At 36.4% G+C, this 20759-nt stretch carries 18 protein-coding genes; 17 read left to right on the top strand and 1 reads right to left on the bottom strand.

What is annotated here, in order from left to right:
* Positions 1–36 precede the first annotated feature (36 nt).
* Entirely contained in the window at positions 37–2670 is a 2634-nt protein-coding gene (gene pepN, locus J3U13_RS01090) for an aminopeptidase N (RefSeq protein ID WP_267339545.1), read from the top strand.
* A gap of 121 nt (positions 2671–2791) precedes the next feature.
* Positions 2792–3127, top strand: a complete 336-nt coding sequence (locus tag J3U13_RS01095) for a rhodanese-like domain-containing protein (RefSeq protein WP_267339546.1) — start codon at positions 2792–2794, stop codon at positions 3125–3127.
* Positions 3128–3199: 72 nt separating this feature from the next.
* Here J3U13_RS01095 and J3U13_RS01100 read toward each other — a convergent pair whose 3' ends face one another.
* Complete coding sequence (locus J3U13_RS01100) at positions 3200–4048, bottom strand: MetQ/NlpA family ABC transporter substrate-binding protein (RefSeq protein ID WP_267339547.1); 849 nt, start codon at positions 4046–4048, stop codon at positions 3200–3202.
* Positions 4049–4232: 184 nt separating this feature from the next.
* On the opposite strand from J3U13_RS01100, the gene J3U13_RS01105 reads away from it, so the two are divergent.
* The 15 genes from J3U13_RS01105 (at position 4233) to citG (ending at position 20411) form a co-directional block, all read left to right on the top strand.
* Complete coding sequence (locus tag J3U13_RS01105) at positions 4233–5393, top strand: amidohydrolase (RefSeq protein ID WP_267339548.1); 1161 nt, start codon at positions 4233–4235, stop codon at positions 5391–5393.
* Positions 5386–6429, top strand: a complete 1044-nt coding sequence (locus J3U13_RS01110) for a methionine ABC transporter ATP-binding protein (protein ID WP_267339549.1) — start codon at positions 5386–5388, stop codon at positions 6427–6429. Before J3U13_RS01105 ends, J3U13_RS01110 begins: the two co-directional genes overlap by 8 nt.
* Complete coding sequence (locus J3U13_RS01115) at positions 6430–7128, top strand: methionine ABC transporter permease (protein ID WP_267339550.1); 699 nt, start codon at positions 6430–6432, stop codon at positions 7126–7128.
* Between the two features lie 307 nt (positions 7129–7435).
* The gene (gene mlaF / locus J3U13_RS01120; RefSeq protein ID WP_416380326.1) at positions 7436–8227 is read left to right on the top strand and encodes a phospholipid ABC transporter ATP-binding protein MlaF; all 792 of its coding nucleotides are present in this window, start codon (positions 7436–7438) and stop codon (positions 8225–8227) included.
* Positions 8227–9006 carry a lipid asymmetry maintenance ABC transporter permease subunit MlaE gene (gene mlaE, locus J3U13_RS01125; RefSeq protein WP_267339552.1) on the top strand — a complete coding sequence of 260 codons (780 nt, stop codon included), beginning with the start codon at positions 8227–8229 and terminating at the stop codon, positions 9004–9006. The genes mlaF and mlaE overlap by 1 nt, the downstream gene beginning before the upstream one ends.
* Before the next feature lie 11 nt (positions 9007–9017).
* Complete coding sequence (mlaD, locus tag J3U13_RS01130; RefSeq protein ID WP_267339553.1) at positions 9018–9605, top strand: outer membrane lipid asymmetry maintenance protein MlaD; 588 nt, start codon at positions 9018–9020, stop codon at positions 9603–9605.
* A gap of 2 nt (positions 9606–9607) precedes the next feature.
* Positions 9608–10240, top strand: a complete 633-nt coding sequence (gene mlaC, locus J3U13_RS01135) for a phospholipid-binding protein MlaC (protein ID WP_267339554.1) — start codon at positions 9608–9610, stop codon at positions 10238–10240.
* A 15-nt stretch (positions 10241–10255) separates the two neighbouring features.
* Positions 10256–10528 (top strand): STAS domain-containing protein, encoded by a 273-nt coding sequence (locus J3U13_RS01140; RefSeq protein ID WP_267339555.1) that lies wholly within the window; start codon positions 10256–10258, stop codon positions 10526–10528.
* Positions 10529–10619: 91 nt separating this feature from the next.
* A complete protein-coding gene (locus tag J3U13_RS01145) occupies positions 10620–10877 on the top strand; it encodes a BolA family protein (RefSeq protein WP_267339556.1) in 258 nt (85 codons plus the stop codon).
* A 93-nt stretch (positions 10878–10970) separates the two neighbouring features.
* Positions 10971–12998, top strand: coding sequence for an oligopeptidase A (gene prlC, locus J3U13_RS01150; protein WP_267339557.1), 2028 nt, complete (start codon positions 10971–10973; stop codon positions 12996–12998).
* A complete protein-coding gene (locus J3U13_RS01155) occupies positions 12985–13716 on the top strand; it encodes a class I SAM-dependent methyltransferase (RefSeq protein WP_267339558.1) in 732 nt (243 codons plus the stop codon). The genes prlC and J3U13_RS01155 overlap by 14 nt, the downstream gene beginning before the upstream one ends.
* A gap of 20 nt (positions 13717–13736) precedes the next feature.
* On the top strand, positions 13737–14426 hold the full coding sequence (gene rsuA, locus J3U13_RS01160) for a 16S rRNA pseudouridine(516) synthase RsuA (RefSeq protein ID WP_267339559.1): 690 nt from the start codon (positions 13737–13739) through the stop codon (positions 14424–14426).
* Positions 14427–14578: 152 nt separating this feature from the next.
* The gene (locus tag J3U13_RS01165) at positions 14579–15823 is read left to right on the top strand and encodes a Bcr/CflA family multidrug efflux MFS transporter (RefSeq protein WP_267339560.1); all 1245 of its coding nucleotides are present in this window, start codon (positions 14579–14581) and stop codon (positions 15821–15823) included.
* 626 nt (positions 15824–16449) lie between these two features.
* Positions 16450–19413 carry a DNA translocase FtsK 4TM domain-containing protein gene (locus tag J3U13_RS11420; protein ID WP_416380623.1) on the top strand — a complete coding sequence of 988 codons (2964 nt, stop codon included), beginning with the start codon at positions 16450–16452 and terminating at the stop codon, positions 19411–19413.
* 110 nt (positions 19414–19523) lie between these two features.
* Positions 19524–20411, top strand: coding sequence for a triphosphoribosyl-dephospho-CoA synthase CitG (gene citG / locus J3U13_RS01180; protein ID WP_267339561.1), 888 nt, complete (start codon positions 19524–19526; stop codon positions 20409–20411).
* Positions 20412–20759 lie beyond the last annotated feature (348 nt).

The raw sequence follows: 20759 nt of genomic DNA on the forward strand, positions 1-20759 counted from the left end.
GATAGATTAAATACCAACCAAAAAGGTCATGACAAAATGAATACCAAAACAGCGGAATTACAACCCATTGCCAAATATCGTCTTGATTATAAAGCACCAGATTTTACTATTACTGACATCGATCTTGATTTTGATTTAGCAGCTGACATCACGACAGTCATAGCTCGCAGTCGTGTTGTGAAAAAAAACAAGCAAGCAAAAGATCTCATTTTAGATGGCGAAGACCTTAAGCTCATTTCGATCAATATTAACGAACAACCATGGCAAGACTATCAAATTACTAAAACAGGGTTAATCATTCAAAACGTTCCAAGTGAATTTATACTCACCATAGTTAACGACATTAAACCAATTGATAATACGGGATTAGAAGGACTATATGTTTCGGGTGAAGCGCTATGTACTCAATGTGAAGCTGAGGGATTTAGACATATTACCTATTATCTTGATCGACCTGATGTCCTTGCTCGATTTTCAACTCGAATTACCGCCAATAAACAAAACTACCCTTACCTACTTTCTAATGGTAACCGTATTGCACAAGGTGAACTTGCTGATGGACGTCACTGGGTTCAATGGCAAGACCCTTTTCCTAAACCAGCCTACCTATTTGCTTTAGTTGCAGGTGATTTCGACATCTTAAGAGATCAATTTACCACTCAATCTAATCGTAAAGTTGATTTAGAAATTTATGTCGATAAAGGTAATTTAGACCGTTCACATTGGGCTATGGCCAGCTTAAAAAATTCTATGCGCTGGGATGAAACACGTTTTGGATTAGAATACGATTTGGATATTTTTATGATTGTCGCCGTTGATTTTTTCAATATGGGAGCAATGGAAAATAAAGGTCTGAATATCTTTAATTCCAAATATATATTAGCCAAACCAGAAACTGCAACCGATACGGACTATTTAGGAATAGAAGGTGTCGTTGGTCACGAATATTTTCATAATTGGACCGGTAATCGCGTCACTTGTCGAGATTGGTTCCAACTTAGCTTAAAGGAAGGATTAACGGTATTTCGCGATCAAGAATTTAGTGCTGATATGGGTTCAAGAGCCGTTAAGCGGATTGATGATGTAAAATTAATGCGCACAGTACAGTTTGCTGAAGATGCAAGTCCGATGTCACACCCTATTCGACCTGACCAAGTCATTGAGATGAATAATTTTTACACAGTAACCGTATATGAAAAAGGTGCTGAAGTTATCCGTATGATGCATACCTTATTAGGAGAAGACAAATTTCAAGCTGGTATGAAGCTCTATTTTGAGCGTCATGACGGTAGTGCAGCAACATGTGATGATTTTGTAGCTGCTATGCAAGATGCATCGGGAATCGACTTAACTCAATTTAAATTATGGTATAGCCAATCAGGAACACCTGAATTAATGGTTACTGACAGTTATGACCCCAAAAATCAGCAGTATACTTTAACTGTTGAACAACATACCCCTGCAACTCAAGATCAAGCAGAAAAACAAGCGCTGCATATTCCACTAGATATTGAATTATATCAACATAATGGCCAAGTGATGACACTACAATATCAAGGAAAACCCATTCACCATGTGTTAAATCTGACGCAGCCTAAACAGCAATTTATTTTTGACCATATTAATGAAAAACCAATTATTTCACTACTACGAGATTTTTCAGCGCCAGTTAAATTGACTTATGATTATCTAGACGATGATCTGATTTTCTTGATGCAACATGCTACTAATGCTTTTAGCCGTTATGATGCATCCCAAATGTTATTGGCAAAATATGTTCGTTTAAATGTCGTAAATTACCAAGAAAATCGTGAATTAACATTACCAGAATCCGTATTAGATGCCTTTAGGGCAGTATTATTATCAGAAACAACTGATCCAGCTCTAATTGCACAAATTTTAACTTTACCGTCTGAAAACGAATTAGCCAATTTATTTAAGGTCATCGATCCAGCCGCTATTTATCAAGTTCGTCAATTTTTATTAAGCCGTTTTGCCAACGAACTGAACGACGAACTCAATGCGGTTTATTTTAATAATAAAGCTGTTGACTATCATATTGAACATATAGATATTGCTAAGCGATCTCTTAAAAACTGCTGTTTAACTTTATTAGCCTATGCTGATAATAAATCCCATGCAAACACATTAGTAAGTCAGCAATACTATCAAGCAAATAACATGACTGATTGCTTAGCGGCTTTAACTGTAGCAGTTAAAACGCAACTCGATTGCTCCAATGAATTGTTAACTGATTTTGATGAAAAATGGCATCAAGATGGTTTGGTAATGGACAAATGGTTATCCCTCAATGCAACAAGTCCTGATACCGAGGTGCTATCAACTGTGAAGAAATTATTAACTCACCGTTCATTTTCAATGAGTAACCCAAATCGGATCCGTGCATTAATTGGTGCTTTTGTGAATAATAACCTTGTTGCTTTTCATGCACAAGACGGCAGTGGGTATCATTTCTTAGTTGAGATTTTAACTGAGTTAAACCAAAAAAACCCACAAGTTGCTGCTAGATTAATTGATCCACTGATTCGATTAAAACGTTATGACGAAAAACGACAACAACAGATGCGAACAGCGCTTGAAACATTACTAAAACTTGATAATCTTTCTAAAGATTTATATGAAAAAATCAGTAAAGCCTTAACGGCATAATCAAGAAAAATATCATCCTACATAATCATTGTAGGATAATATAACGGTGTTAGTTGATATTTTTTACTAAAACGTATAGGTAACCTCAAACTTTTTGACAAACATGATAATGAGTTTTTAAATGACAACGACCATAAAATCAATTACACCTGTGGAACTAGCACAGAAAATAGAGGCATCTGAAGAATTATTCTTACTTGATGTTCGTGAACCTAATGAAGTCGACATATGCAGCATTAATGGGTCAACACACATTCCAATGAATCTTATTCCATTATATTTAGATAAAATTCCAGATGGTATCGATATCGTTATTTATTGCCACCGTGGTGTAAGAAGTTTAAATGTTGCGAATTATTTAGTCGAAAATGGCTTTGATGCCCAAAACCTATATAATCTCACAGGTGGAATTGATGCTTGGGCATCAGTTATAGATAATCAGATGATAAGATATTAAAAAGCCCGTGACTAAACCGGCTTTAGGCGACTAGTTTCCTCTATACTACTATGCATTAATTTGTATTTTGATTTATTCCTTAGGCATTACCCAATAACCATTTTGATTATGTGCTTTCATATAATCTTTGAATTGTTGGGATTGATAAATACGCTTAATATCTTGAGCCCACTGACTATTTTCATTGCCACCGTTTACAACAACCATAATTTCTAAATCAGGAATAATGGTTTCTAAAAGTAACGCTTTACTTGAGTCAATGTTAGCTGAATAAACGATACTTCCTGGTATTACCGCAAAATCAACCTCATTCATTACACGGGGTATGTTCGCTGAATCCATTTCAATAATCTCAATCCCGGCAATATTTTGAGCGATATCATTTTTGCTAACGATGATCGGATCTGCATTGTCTTTCAACTTAATCCAACCTGCTTTTTCTAATAAGTTATAAGAACGGGCAGCATTTGATGCATCTTGTGGGATCGCAACTTTAGCGCCCGCAAACACTTGATCTAATGAGGTATATTTATTCGAAAATATGGCAGCTGGTACAGATGGAACATGAACCACAGGCTTTAAATTTGCTTTGCGTTGACTATTAAAAACATCCATATAAGCAGTATGCTGAGCGACGGTTAAATCAATACTTCCTTCGCTTAAAGCTACATCCGATTCAAGCAAATGTGGGAAATTGATCAATTTAACCTTATAACCTTCTGATTCCAATATTGGCTTAACGGCATCTTTAAACAGATCATTATAGGGACCGGGCGATACCCCCATACTGATCTCTTTTTTCGTTTGATTATCGGTTTGCTTGGATGAGTCATTACAAGCATTTATAAAAAATGCTGAACATATGATGAAAACAAGTGATAGGTATTTAAACAATTTTTGTTTGATTAAACATTTTTTCATGTGAGTTACCCTTGATAAGCTATAAACACTTGATACACTCTATCATATAAAAAATAGTTCATTTATTCCAAGTAATTCTATCTTATAACTTTTTGGAATAAGATATAAAAAACGATTATTAGAGAGATAAATAAGCCTATGTTACCGTTAATGCCATCAATCATCATTAATCGTTGGATAAATTATGAGTCAAACTATCGCAAATACTATTCATCAGCTTTTTGTCGAATTACACCAAAATCCTGAACTTTCTAATCAGGAATTTGAAACCACAAAACGATTAAAATCTTATTTACAAAAAGCCAATATCCGCATTTTAGAATTAGGAGCTAAAACGGGAGTGATAGCAGAAATTGGCTCAGGTTCACCAGTGCTAGCATTACGTGCTGATATTGATGCATTGCCTATCAAAGAACAAACTACTTGTGACTACCGCTCAAGAAATCCAGATGTGATGCATGCCTGTGGTCACGATGTACATGCCTCTATTTTAATGGGAGCAGCTTATTTACTAAAAGCACATGAAAACGATTTAAAAGGAACAATTCGTCTACTGTTTCAGCCTGCTGAAGAAAACTTTAGTGGCGCGTTACATTTTATTGAAATCGGCGCATTAAATGGTGTTGATGCAATAGTAGGGCAACATAATAATCCCAATTTATCCATAAATCAGATGGCATCCTGTGCCGGACCGTTTTCTGCTAACGTCGACCGTATTGAAATTACTGTTAAAGGTGTGGGCGCACATGCAGCAAGACCAGAAACCGGTGTTGATCCTATTGTTGTTGGTGCTCAAATAGTGAATGCCATTCAAACCATATCGAGTCGCAGTATCAGCGGATTAGATGCAGTTATTGTAAGTATAACCAAATTTCAGGGTGGAAATACCTGGAATGTAATTCCCGAAACAGTAGAAATGGAAGGAACGGTTAGAACGCTCACCCCTAAAATTAGAGCTAGAGTTAAACAGCAGTTAACAATTATTACTGAAAATATTGCTTCTGCCCTAGGCGCACAAGCTGAGCTGCGCTGGTTTGATGGCCCACCTTCAATTATCAATGATGCCAAATGGGTGGAATTTGCCAAACAAGTGGCTCAGCAGCAAAATTATGAAATTGTTGATTTTAAACCTCAATTAGGTGGCGAAGATTTTGCTCATTACTTACATCATGTTCCAGGCGCTTTTATTAACCTTGGTTCACAAAGTTCTTATGCTGTGCATCATCCTAAATTTCAAATTAATCGAGATATGATAATGCCTGCGGTTAAATATTTATCTGAACTTGCCCAACAGGCACTCATCCAATTAGCACAAAATAAAAAGCCGGCGGTAAACCATGATTAAATTTGAATGTGTATCAAAACAATACGAGCGTAATGGCATTACTACCCAAGCATTAAATAATATCAACCTAACCATAGCAAAGGGTGATATTTATGGCATTATTGGTTATAGCGGGGCAGGAAAAAGTACACTTGTTCGTTTAATTAATTTTCTTGAAAGGCCCACTCAAGGCAATGTCTTTATTCAAAATCAATCACTCAACCAATTATCTAGTAAAGATTTACGCCTAGTTCGTCGAAAAATCGGTATGATCTTTCAACATTTTAATTTACTCGAGTCGAAAACTGTATTTGAAAATGTCGCCATTCCGTTAGTTCTAATCAAAAAAGATAAACAAACGATTAAACGAAAAGTGAGGGAACTTTTAGAATTTGTGGGATTAAGTGATAAAGCTAATATTCATCCTAAAGAGCTATCAGGTGGACAAAAACAACGCATAGGTATAGCGCGAGCTTTAGCTAACGATCCTGATATACTGTTGTGCGACGAAGCCACATCTGCGCTTGATCCACAAACCACCCAAGCCATTTTAGATTTAATAAGAAAAATCAATGAAAAATATAAAATAACCGTCGTATTAATCACTCATGAGATGAGTGTGATTGAACGAATTTGTCACAAAGTTGCCGTAATGGAAAAAGGCAGAATTATTGAGCATGGTAATGTGCTTGATGTATTTGGCTATCCGAAACACCATACCACCCAAAATTTTGTCAGCTCTGTGATAAACGATCAAATCCCAAGTGGGGTAATTGAAAATCTATTAAAGATTGAGGAAAACAAAAATAATATCAAATTATTCAAATTGGAGTTTTTAGGACGTTCAGCCTCTGAACCCGTCATTAACTCACTCATATTACAACAAAAAGTCATCGTGAATATTTTATTTGCCCATATGTCAGAAATCGAAAAAACGGTTTTAGGCAGTATGTTTGTTCAATTAAAAGGAGATGATAACCACATTAAAGAAGCGGTACACTATCTACGTGAACGTGATGTTCAAGTGACCGAAATAAAACAATGGGAGATCAACTAAATGCAAATATTAAATAATATATTGAGTTATTTAAGCACGACTTTTGCCACAACGGTCACTTCTGATCAGTTTGTACAAGCCTCTTACGAAACATTGATTATGGTCGTGTGTTCTTTAATATTGGGCTCATTAATTGGCATTCCGCTAGGTATCTGTTTAGTCACAACTCGTCCTTCAGGTCTGCTTGAAAATAGACGGGTATACCGGGTTATCAACCCAATGATAAATTTAGTCCGTTCCTTGCCATTTATCATTTTGCTTGTGGCAATTTTGCCTTTAACAAAGTTTATTGTCGGTAGCTCAATTGGCACCACAGCTGCAATTGTCCCACTGACTTTTTATGTCGCCCCTTACATAGCTCGATTAGTGGAAAATTCGTTATTAGATGTAAAAAGCGGTATTATTGAAGCAGCCCAAGCCATGGGCGCAACACCTATCCAAATAATTTGGCACTTTATGTTACCTGAAGCTTTTAGCTCATTACTTTTAACGCTTACAACCGCCACAATTGGATTAATTGGAGCTACCGCTATGGCAGGTGCTATTGGTGCTGGGGGTATCGGCGATTTAGCGGTTTCATATGGTTATCAACGTTTTGACACCACAGTGACTTATATTTGCGTCTTTATTTTGGTTATTGTCATTCAATTTGTCCAAAGTACGGGTAACTACTTAGCCCGTAAGGCACGCCATGAATAGCTCAATTACGCGTTGATATATAGAGTAAATTACTCTTGTTGATTGCATTAATTCCATTACATGAGTTCAAATTCTATTTTATTGCATATTAATAAAAAATAATGAGTGTAAAAAAGTTTCAGATTAACTATACGTTTGAGTATAAAATATCTGAATAATCAAGTTATAATATCGCTAAAACAGTAAAAACAGACTCACTGATAATGTGTTTAATAGATTTCATTATTTATAAATATCAAGTAAAATAGGCGAAATTTTAATTCTGGTAGTGTAGGAAATCATTGTGACTGATGCATTACAGCAAAATTTGGTTGAAATACACGATATGTCTTTTTATCGTGGAACGCGACCTATTTATAAAAATATGAGTTTGACCGTTCCAAAAGGTAAAATAACCGCTATTATGGGACCTTCTGGAATTGGTAAAACTACACTATTAAGACTGATTGGTGGACAATTAAAACCACAAACAGGACAGATTTTATTTGATGGTGAAGACATACCCACCATGTCCCGCGCAAGGCTATATGAAGTACGCAAACGCATGAGCATGCTATTTCAATCAGGCGCATTATTTACTGACCTATCAGTATTTGATAATGTTGCTTATCCACTGCGTGAACATCTTAGATTACCTGAGCCAGTATTACATAATTTGGTATTAATGAAGTTACAATCCGTAGGACTTCGTGGTGCGGCAAACATGATGCCATCAGAATTATCTGGAGGGATGGCTAGGCGAGCTGCATTAGCTAGAGCGATTGCACTTGATCCAGATTTAATCATGTTTGATGAACCTTTTGCTGGGCAAGATCCCATTTCAATGGGTGTAATAGTTAAGCTTATTTCTGAAATCAACCAATCCTTAGGCTTAACATGCATTGTGGTCAGTCATGATGTAAATGAAGTATTGAGTATAGCCGATTACGCCTACATTGTAGCAGAACAGCATATTATCGCTGGAGGTACCTCAGAGCAACTACGTGACAATAACGATTTACGAGTCAAACAATTCTTGGAAGGACTTGCTGATGGACCTGTGCCTTTTCATTATCCTGCTAATGATTACAAATCGGACCTATGTAGAGGGATAAAATAATGTTGAATTTACTCGAGAAAATTGGGCAATGGTTGATTAATGTGATCGCCCTAATTGGCCGATCAGGAATGATGCTATTTGGTGCATTGATTGGTCAGCCTCAATTTAAAAAACAATTCCCATTACTGATCAAACAATTCTATTTTGTTGGTGTTCAATCACTATCCATTATTATCGTGTCAGGTCTGTTTATCGGCATGGTACTAGCGTTACAAGGTTACTTTATTTTAACAACATTTGGTGCTGAAGCCAGTTTAGGGATGTTGGTTGCATTGGCATTATTACGAGAGCTAGGACCTGTTGTTGCGGGACTGCTTTTTGCCGGTCGTGCAGGTTCTGCTTTAACAGCTGAAATTGGTCTTATGAAAGCAACCGAGCAATTATCGAGTATGGAAATGATGGCAATCGATCCGTTACGCCGAATTATCGCTCCACGGTTCTGGGCAGGATTTTTCAGCATGCCTTTTTTAACAGCGATTTTTGTTGCGGTCGGCATCATAGGTGGCGTATTAGTTGGTGTTGATTGGAAAGGGATTGACGCAGGATTCTTTTGGTCATCCATACAAAGTAATGTCGATTGGTGGCATGATTTAGGTAACTGTTTTATTAAAAGTTTCGCATTTGCTATTGCGAGCACTTGGATTGCACTTTTTAATGGATACGATTGTGTACCAACATCGGAAGGAATTAGTCGGGCAACAACTAATACAGTTGTTTATTCATCATTGGTTATTTTGGGGTTAGATTTTATTTTAACCGCATTAATGTTTAGTAATTGAGGTCATTTAACATGAGTCGTAAAGTAGAAATTACAGTGGGATTATTTATGGTGCTGGTTATTGTCTCAGTACTATTCTTATGCTTTAGAGTAACTGACCCAACATCGTTTATCAGTCATAATTCGTATAGAGTTTATGCGCAATTTGATAATATTGGTGGTTTAAAAGTACGCTCACCAATTAAAATTGGTGGTGTTGTTATTGGCCGTGTCAGTAATATAAGTTTAAAAGCTACGAACAATGAAGACTATAAACCTTGGGTAACCATGGATTTAGACACCCAATATAATAAAATTCCAAAATTAAGTGCACTTTCAATTAAAACATCAGGTCTATTAGGTGAACAATTTATCGATATTAACTTTGGATTAGATCAAAGCATAGAATACGATGTTGATGCTTTAGATGCACCGACATCTTTACCAAGTAAGGACAGTCATAATAAAGAAGATATCAATCCTTATCTTGAAGATGGCTCTATTATCTATAACACAAAGCCAGCAGTAGTCATTGAAGATTTAATTGGACAATTTTTATATAGTGCCGGTGGATCATCAGATAAAGATAAAAAACAAGATACTAATGACAATAAGGAGTAACTATGTTAACCAAATTTAAACAAACCTTTTTTTTAGTACTGACTTTAATGATAAGCGCTACGGCATTTGCAAACGATCCATATCAAGATATGCAAGTTGCAGCAGACAAAATTTTTAGTACGATGAAAGCGGAATCATCAACAATTAAATCTGATCCGAACAAACTTAAAGATATGGTCAGAAGGGATTTACTTCCTTACGTACAAGTTAAATATGCAGGGGCATTAATCTTAGGTAGTGCTTATAAATCTGCGACTGAAGCACAACGTACAGCTTACTTCAACGCGTTTGAAAACTATTTAATACAAGCATTTGCTCAAGCGCTATCAATGTACAATGGTCAGAGTTATCAAGTTGAAAAATCAAAAAATTTAGATGGCAAATCACTTGTTTCAATCCGGATATTATTAAATCAACCAGATAAAAATCAACAACCTATCCGTATTGATTTCCAATGGCGAAAAAATACTGTTACTGGTGAATGGAAAGCTTATGACCTAACCGCTGAAGGGGTAAGCATGGTTACCACTAAACAAAACGAATGGGCAACTATTTTGCGCCAAAAAGGGATTGAAGCATTAACCAAACAACTCAATGATCTATCAAATCGCAATATTGATCTTAACGCTAAATAAAAAGGCTATTTTATAATGTCGCGAATCAAAACAGATAAACAACAAGATGTATTGTATTTACAGGGTGAACTCGATGTTCACGCTTTAAATGATTTATGGTCAGCGCAAAGCTCTATATTAAATGGTGTTAAATACATTGATTTAGGAGAGCTGAGCCGAGTTGATTCTTCAGGACTCGCGACTTTAGTCTATTTTTGTATTAAATATTGTGTAAAACTCAAAAGTATAAATCCACAATTACAAACATTAATCACTTTATATGATTTACAACATGTCATTGATGATTGATTTATTAGATTTTATACTGAAACACCCCCATAACCTGAAACTTTTTTACAAAAATAAACTCTATAGTTTAGAGTAATGATGAGAATAAATAATGGATAAACAAGAAATTATAAATAAATTAAAAGGTTCACTTGAACTTGACGATATTCATGTTATGACTGACGACGGAAGTCACTTTCAAGTTATTGCAGTTGGAAAATTATTTGCTGATCTTAGCCGAGTAAAAAAACAGCAAGCCATTTACGCTCCTTTAGCAGAATTTATTAATGATAATCGTATCCATGCGCTATCCATAAAAACGTATACACCTATTGAATGGCAACGTGAGCGCAAACTAATGGGATTATAAGGATCATTCTTATTAAACCTTGAATAAACGTTTTTTAGCCTCAATATTATTCTCTATTAATAGAAAATATCAATGTACATAAGGTATCGTAACATGACTAACCCATTATTAACAAACGCACCGTTACCCCTATTTTCAAAGATTAGGCCAGAACATGTTTTGCCAGCCATACAAGAAACATTAAAAAATAGCCGTCATACGATTGAAACAGTATTAAAACAAAACAACCACTATACTTGGGAAAATTTAATCCAACCAATTGATGAAATGGACGAAAAATTCAGTCGTGCTTGGTCGCCTGTTAGTCATTTAAACTCGGTCAAAAATAGCCCTGAATTACGCGAAGCTTATGAAGCGTGTTTACCACTACTCTCTCAATACAGCACTTGGGTTGGTCAACATAAACCTTTATATGAGGCATATAAACAACTTAAAGAAAGTGAACAATATGCCAAACTGACAAAAGCTCAGAAAAAAGTTATTAATAATGCCCTACGTGATTTTGAATTATCAGGCATTGGCTTACCCGATGAAAAACAGAAACGTTATGGTGAAATTGTTGCAAAACTATCCGAATTATCATCAACCTATAGCAATAATGTATTAGATGCAACTATGGGTTGGTCTAAATTAATCACGGATGTTAAAGCCTTGTCGGGGCTACCCGAAAGTGCCCTTGTAGCTGCCCAAGAGCAGGCTAAAGCTAAAGGTGAAGAAGGCTGGTTACTTACCTTAGACATTCCAAGCTATCTGCCCGTAATGACCTATTGCGATAACCGTGAACTACGCTTTGAACTCTATCAAGCTTATAATACCCGTGCATCAGACCAAGGTCCAAATGCTGGTAAGTGGGATAATACCCAAATCATCAAACAAATTTTAACGTTACGCGATGAGCTTGCACAATTATTAGGATTTAAGACCTATGCTGACCAATCACTTGCGACAAAAATGGCAAAATCCACCACGCAAGTAATCGAATTTCTGACTGATCTAGCCTCTAAAGCCAAACCACAAGGCGAAAAAGAACTTGCCGAACTTAAACGTTATGCTTATGAGTTTTTCGGTGCCAGTGATATACAACCATGGGATATAGCCTATTACAGCGAAAAACAAAAACAGCATCTTTACACCATCAATGATGAAGAGTTACGCCCGTACTTTCCAGAGCAACGCGTGATTAGTGGTCTATTTGAAGTTGTACATCGGCTCTTTGGTATTACTGCGAAAGAACGCCAAGATGTTGAGGTTTGGGATCCAGAAGTTAAATTCTATGATCTTTATACTGCTGATGGAGAACTTAAAGGTAGCTTCTATCTTGATTTATATGCACGCGAACATAAACGTGGTGGCGCCTGGATGGATGATTGCATCGGTCGAATGCATTTTGCTGACGGTCATATACAAAAACCTGTTGCTTATTTAACGTGTAATTTTAACCGACCGATTGGTAATAAACCTGCGTTATTCACTCATAACGAAGTCACTACCTTATTTCATGAATTTGGGCATGGCTTACACCACATGTTGACCGAAGTTGAAGTACCAGGCGTTGCCGGTATTAATGGTGTACCTTGGGATGCGGTGGAATTACCAAGTCAATTTTTAGAAAACTGGTGCTGGGAGCCCGATGCACTTTCGTTTATCTCAGGACATTATCAAACTGGTGAACCATTACCAAAAGAGATGTTAGATAAAATGTTGGATGCTAAAAACTATCAAGCGGCATTATTTATTTTACGCCAGTTAGAGTTTGGCTTATTTGACTTTACTTTACACAGTCAAAAAGATCCGGATATTTTAGAAACACTAAAAAAAGTCCGACAACAAGTAGCTGTAGTGCCCACTGTTGAATGGGGTCGGTTTCCACATGCTTTCAGTCATATCTTTGCTGGTGGTTACGCCGCTGGTTACTATAGCTATTTATGGGCAGAAGTATTGTCAGCTGATGCATTTTCACGATTTGAAGAAGAAGGTATCTTCAATACTAACACCGGCAATGCTTTTCTTGACAATATCTTGTCACAAGGTGGCAGCGATGAACCAATGACATTATTCAAAAATTTCCGGGGTCGCGAACCACAACTTGAGGCATTGCTTCGTCACTATGGAATTAAGTAATCCTGACACTGCTCAGCTCAAACGAATCGCTGAGCAGTGGTTATCCACACATACCGATCTGCCGTTCACTCTTGTAAATCAAAACAACCAACTCGAATTACAAAAAAACGACGAACCCAAATTAGGCTCAATATGCGTCAATTTTGTATCCGGTGCTATGGCTCATCGTCGTCAATTTGGTGGAGGACGAGGTGAAGCTATCGCTAAGGCTGTTGGCGTTAAAGGGGAGCATTTACCAATGGTTATCGATGCCACCGCTGGACTGGGCCGCGACGCATTTGTACTTGCCGCCATTGGTTGTCATGTCACTATGTTTGAACGACATCCTGTTGTTGCGGCACTATTACAAGACGGTCTACAGCGTGCTTATTTAGATGAAAATATTGGTTCTTGGTTACAGCAACATCTACATTTGATTTATCACTCAAGTATAGATGGATTAGGCACTCACACTCAAAAACCCGATGTGGTCTATCTTGATCCTATGTTCCCTCATCGAACCAAAAGTGCACTCGTCAAAAAAGAGATGCGCATTTTTCAGCAATTAGTGGGCAGCGATGAAGATGCAGACAGTTTACTTGAGCCAGCAAGGCTGTTAGCCAACAAACGTGTAGTGGTTAAACGCCCTAGCTATGCACCCTTTTTAGCTAACCAAAAACCAACAGCAGAAATTAAAACGAAGAATCATCGTTTTGATATTTATACCCCTTTAAAGTAATACAGGAAAATTCATAATTTATGCGATTAGATAAGTTTCTTGCTCATCATCTCGGTATCAGCCGAACGATTGTTAATAAAGAATTAAAAGCAAAAAAAGTCACTGTTGACGGTGCAATTATTAAATCAGGTGCTCATCAATTATCACCTAAACAAACTGTTGAATATGATGGCTTTAAGATTACACCCATTACCGAAAACCGCTATTTTATGTTAAATAAACCTAAAGGTTATGTTTGCTCAACCGATGATCCTGATCACCCAACGATTCTTTATTTTATTGATGAACCTATGCCAGAAAAACTTCATGCTGCTGGTAGATTGGATCTTGATACAACAGGATTGGTACTATTAACTGATGATGGTCAGTGGTCACATCGCATTACTTCGCCTAAGCATCATTGTGAAAAAATCTATCTGGTGACTGTTGAGCGCCCATTAAGTGCAGATCTCATCAAAGTTTTCAACAATGGTATTCAATTAAAAAGTGAGAAATCACTAACGAAACCAGCCAAATTAAATATTCTTGACGATTTCCATGCGGAGCTTACCATTAGCGAAGGACGATATCATCAAGTTAAACGTATGTTTGCAGCTGTAGACAATCATGTGGTTGAATTACACCGTAAACAAATAGGCAATATTAAGATTGATATTCCCGAGGGCGAATATCGCCCCCTCACTCAAGATGAAATTAATTCGTTTAACTAAAATTAAGATATTTAATCAAGTTAAATAATTTTTAGTAGGTTAAATCAATATTGAATATTTCAACATCTTTTACTAAATTGCAGGTATGGTTATCGTTTTTTAGACAACATATTCATCACTGTACAGGTTAGAACAGAAACAGGACTCAATCAGTGCAAGATCAACATTTACAGTTAGGAATCAACATTTCCAAAAAAAAACTGATTTTAATTCTTGGATTATTATCTATGTTAATGCCATTATCCATAGATATGTATCTACCAAGCATGCCAACCATTGCTCAAGATTTTAACGTAGCGGATGCGACAGTACAACTTACCATTAGTTGTTATTTATTAGGATTTTCTTTTGGACAACTCTTATTTGGTCCTATTACTGATAGCTACGGACGACGCTATGTTTTAATTGTGGGTCTGGTTATCTTCATAGTTGCAGCATTAAGTTGTGGTATTGCCGAAAATATCAATCGATTAATTACCTCTCGCTTTTTTCATGGCGTTGCTGCCGCCGCAACAACCATAGTAATTAATGCGTTAATGAAAGATATTTATCGGGATCGCGATGACTTTTCTAAAATGATGTCGTTTGTAATGCTAATATCCAATGTCGCCCCTCTGCTTGCACCGATCATTGGTGGATTTATTCTCTATTGGTTTAATTGGCAAGCTAATTTTTACACTATTAGTTTAACTGCACTGTTAGGACTGGCTTTAGTTATCTTTTTTATTCCAGAAACATTATCAAAAACAAAACGCGCTAAATTCAGTTTCACCCGTATTTTGAGTAATTTCATTACGTTATTCCGTCATGGGCAAGTGTTGGCTTATATGATGATAGGAGCCTTTGCAGGCGCAGGTTTATTCTCATTTTTAAGTTTAGGACCCTTTGTTTATATGAACCTACATGGTGTTGCACCGACAAATTTTGGTTATTACTTTGCGCTTAATATTATTGTTATGGTATTTATGAATACACTAAACAGCCGTTTAGTTAAGCATGTGGGTTCATTTAAGATGATGCAGTTAGGTCTTTTTATCCAATTTGTAATGGCAATTGGACTGATGGTCGTGACACTATTTAATTTAGATTTCATCTATTTGATTATCTTTATTGCTGGATATATTGGCTGTATGTCAACCATAGGCGGAAATAGCATGGCAATTATTTTAGATTTTTACCCACATATCGCCGGAACAGCCTCTTCGCTTGCGGGCACAATTCGATTCGCAGTAGCGGGAGCTGTTGGTATATCATTATCATTACTGGTCTCAAATTTTACAACTGTAACAACAGTTTCAGACAACATTAGTGAATGGTTAATGACAGGTTCCATGATTTTATGCAATTTTCTTGCTGTCGGTCTCTTTTTAAAAATCAGAAATATCAAAATAAAATAACCATGATCTACCAATTAGGAGGAGATGGATATCCACAACTTCATGGACATTAATATATTATCAATACGCTGAATATTATTGGTTATGGAATTTGCAATCAATGAGTATTAATTAGGTTTAATACCCTCTAGCGAGAGTGATATTGCTTGATTTATCTTGGCAATATTTAACAATATTCAAAATAATTGTACAGTGCCTATTAATATCCATATTCTTGTATTGTGATTAAAAATATTACCGTTACTCACAACGGTATTCTACGCAATGGTCATATTGAGGATAATAGTTCAATCGGTATGATAAATACCCTCTTTAACAATACAAAATTGCGAAAATTGTTTCTTTAGACTAATCATAAGTGACGCATACGTTACCTAAAAAAGGGTTGAATTATGGAAAGTCACCCGCCAAATTCGTTCACAAACACACTAATGTTAATTTCGTCGTTCATAGACAAAATACTTAAAATACGGTACAAAACGGACAAAGATTTATCAAAAACCTATCATGGATGGATTAATACTAGTAAGAATAATGATGCTTTATGGTTTATTCACTCTGTGAGAGAATGCAATTTATGATAAAATGCTAACAATGTTAACTGTTGCAATTGTTTAGGTATGTACTTGAAAAAGTCAAAAACAACAAGAAAACAGATAATCACTCAATTCATTTTACTGGCAATTATAGGATTATCTGTTGGTCTATTTTTATCCCTATTTTCTTATAATCCATCTGATCCTGGATGGTCTCGTACTGCATGGCACTATCCAATCAGCAATTATTGTGGCTTTATTGGAGCCTATGTTTCAGATATTTTATTCCAATTCTTAGGTTTTATTGCTTTCACTATCCCATTTATCTCGATATTCTTTAGTTCACAACTGGTGATCTATTATTATCGTAACGCCAATGCACCTATCAATTATTTTAGTTTATCATTTCGCATAATTGGTATTTTAGCATTTATTTTTAGTAGTACCGGTTTTTTTGCCTTAAACATTCGTGATGCGGAACAATTTAACGCTGGAGGGTATTTAGGAGCAATTGTCATTGAAAGTCTTTTACCTGTAATGAATACTCTGACTATTTCATTAGTATTACTCATTACAAGCCTTGCCTGCATCACTTTATTAACTGGGTTATCTTGGTTTTACTTAATGGAAAAATTAGGTGCTTTGGTTATGTTACTCATTACGCCATTTTCAAAGTTGATTTTATCACGTAAAACTAACCCGATAATCAATACTCACCAACAGACAGACACAGAGCCATCAATTGTTGATAAAGAGCAAGAACCAAAATTCACTATGCCACTTGATTGCGATACAGTAAAAACTGAGATCGCCCCATCAACATCAATCATAGCCAGTGAAGAAAACATCAATGATGAAATCAATACAGATAAAGCAGAACAAAATATAGAATCAAACATACATAAAGATAATGAAGCATTCATCAAAACTGCGGAACAATTATTGCAAGAGCTTGAAAAAACAACGATGGATCAAAACGATTTATCGAATCAAGATACTCGTGATGAATCTAAAAAGAACATTGATTCTAATGATATTTTAGCTCGTATGGAAGTGATCTTAAAAAATATGAATGAGCGAAAAACCTCACCTGACACACAATCAGATAAATCTGAAGAGGTGAAAGCTTTGGAAGAAAACAAATATACCATTTCTGATGCACCGAGCAAACCTTTATTCACAGTAGGCTATGATTCCCATAAAACAGAACTGAACCAAGAGATTAAAATAAATCCATTTGAGCCTATCAGTGAAATCACACCACCAAAAACTGATTTTTCAACAATCATTGAGGTTGACAATGATCATGAAAAACCCAAAGAAGAAGTTGTTGAAAGACAACAACCCTATGATGTTGATATTGAGTCTTTGAAAAAAGTGAACCCTGTTATTGATGATATCTATCTTGATGAACAAGAGATAGAAGAAATACCTCAACATTCTACTGTTGAAGTAGAGCAGGTAAAAGAAGAAAAAGAGAAAAAAAATGACAATGAGAACGAGAAAGAAGAGGAAAGTTTAATTCACCCTCTATTAAGGCGTGACAATAAGCCTTTGCCAAAACCAACAACACCTTTACCATCGTTGAATTTACTGACAGCACCACCAACAACACGAATTGAAATCGATCATTCAGCGTTAAACGCAACGGCCAATCTTCTGGAAAAAAGTTTATCTGATTATCGAGTTAAAGCAAAAGTCGTTGACTATTTACCTGGACCTGTTATTACTCGCTTTGAAATTGAACTTGCACCAGGCATTAAAGCTGCACGCATTTCAACATTAGATCGTGATTTAGCCCGTTCATTATCCATGCCATCTGTACGTGTGGTAGAAGTGATTCCCGGCAAACCGTATGTAGGAATTGAATTACCAAATAAAAATCGCCAAACCGTCTATTTTAGAGATGTACTTGATAGCCCTCAATTTAGAAATGCACAATCACCGCTCACTGTTGTACTCGGTAAAGATATAGCAGGACAATCTGTAGTTGCAGATTTAGCCAAAATGCCTCATCTTCTTGTAGCAGGGACAACGGGATCAGGTAAATCGGTTGGTGTTAATGCGATGATCTTAAGCATTTTATATAAATCGAAACCTGAAGATGTAAGATTTATAATGATCGATCCAAAAATGCTTGAGTTATCCATTTATGAAGGCATTCCACACTTATTAACCCAAGTCGTTACGGATATGAAAGATGCCGCTAATGCACTGAATTGGTGTGTTAACGAAATGGAACGCCGTTATCGTCTTATGGCAGCTTTAGGCGTACGTAATATTGCAGGTTATAACGACAAAATTAAGCAAGCCGAAAATATGGGTAGACCGATTCCAGATCCCCTTTGGAAACCAACTGACAGTATGGATTTTGAAATGCCAACGCTGGAAAAACTGCCTTACATTGTCGTTATGGTCGATGAATTTGCTGATCTTATTATGGCTGTTGGCAAAAAAGTGGAAGAGTTAATCGCCAGACTAGCACAAAAAGCAAGAGCCGCAGGCATTCATCTTGTGTTAGCCACCCAGCGCCCATCGGTAGATGTGATCACTGGTTTAATCAAAGCGAACATTCCAACTCGTATTGCTTTTACGGTATCAAGTAAAATTGATTCGCGCACCATTCTAGATCAGATGGGTGCCGAATCGTTGCTCGGTATGGGCGATATGCTGTATTTAGCACCGAATAGTTCTATTCCAATTCGTGTTCACGGGGCGTTTGTCCGTGATGAAGAAGTACACGCAGTGGTACAAGATTGGAAAGCGCGCGGTACACCAAAATACATTGAAAACGTTACCGTCGCAACCGATGATGGTGAAAACGGAGGAGCGGATCTGTTTCAGGAAGAGCTTGATCCATTATTTGACCAAGTGGTAGCCTTTGTCGTTGAAACACGAAGAGCGTCTATATCTAGTGTACAACGAAAATTCCGTATTGGTTACAATAGAGCAGCCCGAATTGTGGAACAAATGGAAGTTGAAGGTATCATTAGTGCTCCTAGCCACAATGGAAATCGTGAAGTTCTTGCTGCATCACCACACAATAATTATTGATTTTGTAAATAAAACATCCGCCAACCCTTTGCTTGAATGAGTTGGCGATCTGAAAATATGGCATCACAAAAAAATGATTTTATATCATCGCCTATAGGTAACCATTGATAATGAGTGATTATTCACAGCAAATAGCACTATTAGAACATGAATTAAACAGTGATAACAATCAATCTGTACCCGCACAATTAGCGACAAAAGCATTAATAAAAGAGATCTGTTTATCGCCTAAACCTGGATTGGTTGATATGAATAACAACGGTGCACATCGTGATATGGACTTTCACACTTTTGTTCAAAGTATCAAAGCAATCTGCCCATGGTTTGAACATTTTTATCGTTATGGTCAAACATCTGCTTTGCAGAATAACCAACAATTTTTGGCAGGAATTAGACCGATTGGTATAGAGTGTGAGCAAGCAATGTACCAAGCGACGAATCAAGTCAACACACACAAAGGCGGTATTTTTGCTTTTGGGCTATTACTAGGTGCCATTGGCAAACTAGAACAACTAGGCTTAACAATCAATAAGCAAAATATTTGTCATGAAGTTTCAACCATTTGCCAAGGAATTGTTACCAACGAACTGAGACAAAATAACCAAACCACTTCAATAGGTGAAAAACTGTTTAAACTTCACAATCTGTCTGGAGCAAGAGGGGAAGCAGAATCAGGCTATGCAACGGTTCGTAACATCTCACTTCCTATCTATAAAACGATGAAAGATAGTGGTTACGATGAAGAAACCTGTTTACTGCAAGCAATGTTACATCTGCTTGCCTATAATCAAGATACTAATTTAGTGTCTAGAGGTGGCTTAGAAGGATTAACCTTTGCTCAACAAGAGGCGAAAAAACTCATTAAACTAGGTGGAATGACTCATGCCAATGTTTTTAAACTTTTAAATCAATTAGATGAAGAATTTATAAAACGCAACTTAAGTCCCGGTGGTACTGCTGATTTAATTGCTATTACTTGGTTTTTATCACAATATTAATTGAACAATGACAGCATTTTGGGCTAAATATCTGACTCTTTCTTAGCAGTACAAAAATATATTATGGACATTTAGAGATATTTATCAATACTTTGATTTTATTGTTCTATTTGAATAATAGAAACAATAAAACATGGTACCCAAAATCGCTACAGTCGCTAGACTGCAATAAGCCGCCGTCATTGAATATAACAGACTAACATAAACATAACCTACCATGATTGGAAAACCGTCAATCCTAAAGCAAATATTATATGTGCCAAAAAAAGTACAAGACCAAAGTAATAAACACGACTTTTTGCACTGCTTCCATGAATTATAATTTTAATGCTTACGATCCTAGAAGTT

Source organism: Gilliamella sp. B2887 (assembly GCF_026537015.1).
In the GTDB taxonomy this organism is placed as follows: Bacteria; Pseudomonadota; Gammaproteobacteria; order Enterobacterales; family Orbaceae; genus Gilliamella.

Coding starts and splice junctions, on each gene's coding strand:
- pepN (WP_267339545.1), top strand. CDS start 37: ATGAATACCAAAACAGCGGAATTACAACCCATTGCCAAATATCGTCTT.
- J3U13_RS01095 (WP_267339546.1), top strand. CDS start 2,792: ATGACAACGACCATAAAATCAATTACACCTGTGGAACTAGCACAGAAA.
- J3U13_RS01100 (WP_267339547.1), bottom strand. CDS start 4,048: ATGAAAAAATGTTTAATCAAACAAAAATTGTTTAAATACCTATCACTT.
- J3U13_RS01105 (WP_267339548.1), top strand. CDS start 4,233: ATGAGTCAAACTATCGCAAATACTATTCATCAGCTTTTTGTCGAATTA.
- J3U13_RS01110 (WP_267339549.1), top strand. CDS start 5,386: ATGATTAAATTTGAATGTGTATCAAAACAATACGAGCGTAATGGCATT.
- J3U13_RS01115 (WP_267339550.1), top strand. CDS start 6,430: ATGCAAATATTAAATAATATATTGAGTTATTTAAGCACGACTTTTGCC.
- mlaE (WP_267339552.1), top strand. CDS start 8,227: ATGTTGAATTTACTCGAGAAAATTGGGCAATGGTTGATTAATGTGATC.
- mlaD (WP_267339553.1), top strand. CDS start 9,018: ATGAGTCGTAAAGTAGAAATTACAGTGGGATTATTTATGGTGCTGGTT.
- mlaC (WP_267339554.1), top strand. CDS start 9,608: ATGTTAACCAAATTTAAACAAACCTTTTTTTTAGTACTGACTTTAATG.
- J3U13_RS01140 (WP_267339555.1), top strand. CDS start 10,256: ATGTCGCGAATCAAAACAGATAAACAACAAGATGTATTGTATTTACAG.
- J3U13_RS01145 (WP_267339556.1), top strand. CDS start 10,620: ATGGATAAACAAGAAATTATAAATAAATTAAAAGGTTCACTTGAACTT.
- prlC (WP_267339557.1), top strand. CDS start 10,971: ATGACTAACCCATTATTAACAAACGCACCGTTACCCCTATTTTCAAAG.
- J3U13_RS01155 (WP_267339558.1), top strand. CDS start 12,985: ATGGAATTAAGTAATCCTGACACTGCTCAGCTCAAACGAATCGCTGAG.
- rsuA (WP_267339559.1), top strand. CDS start 13,737: ATGCGATTAGATAAGTTTCTTGCTCATCATCTCGGTATCAGCCGAACG.
- citG (WP_267339561.1), top strand. CDS start 19,524: ATGAGTGATTATTCACAGCAAATAGCACTATTAGAACATGAATTAAAC.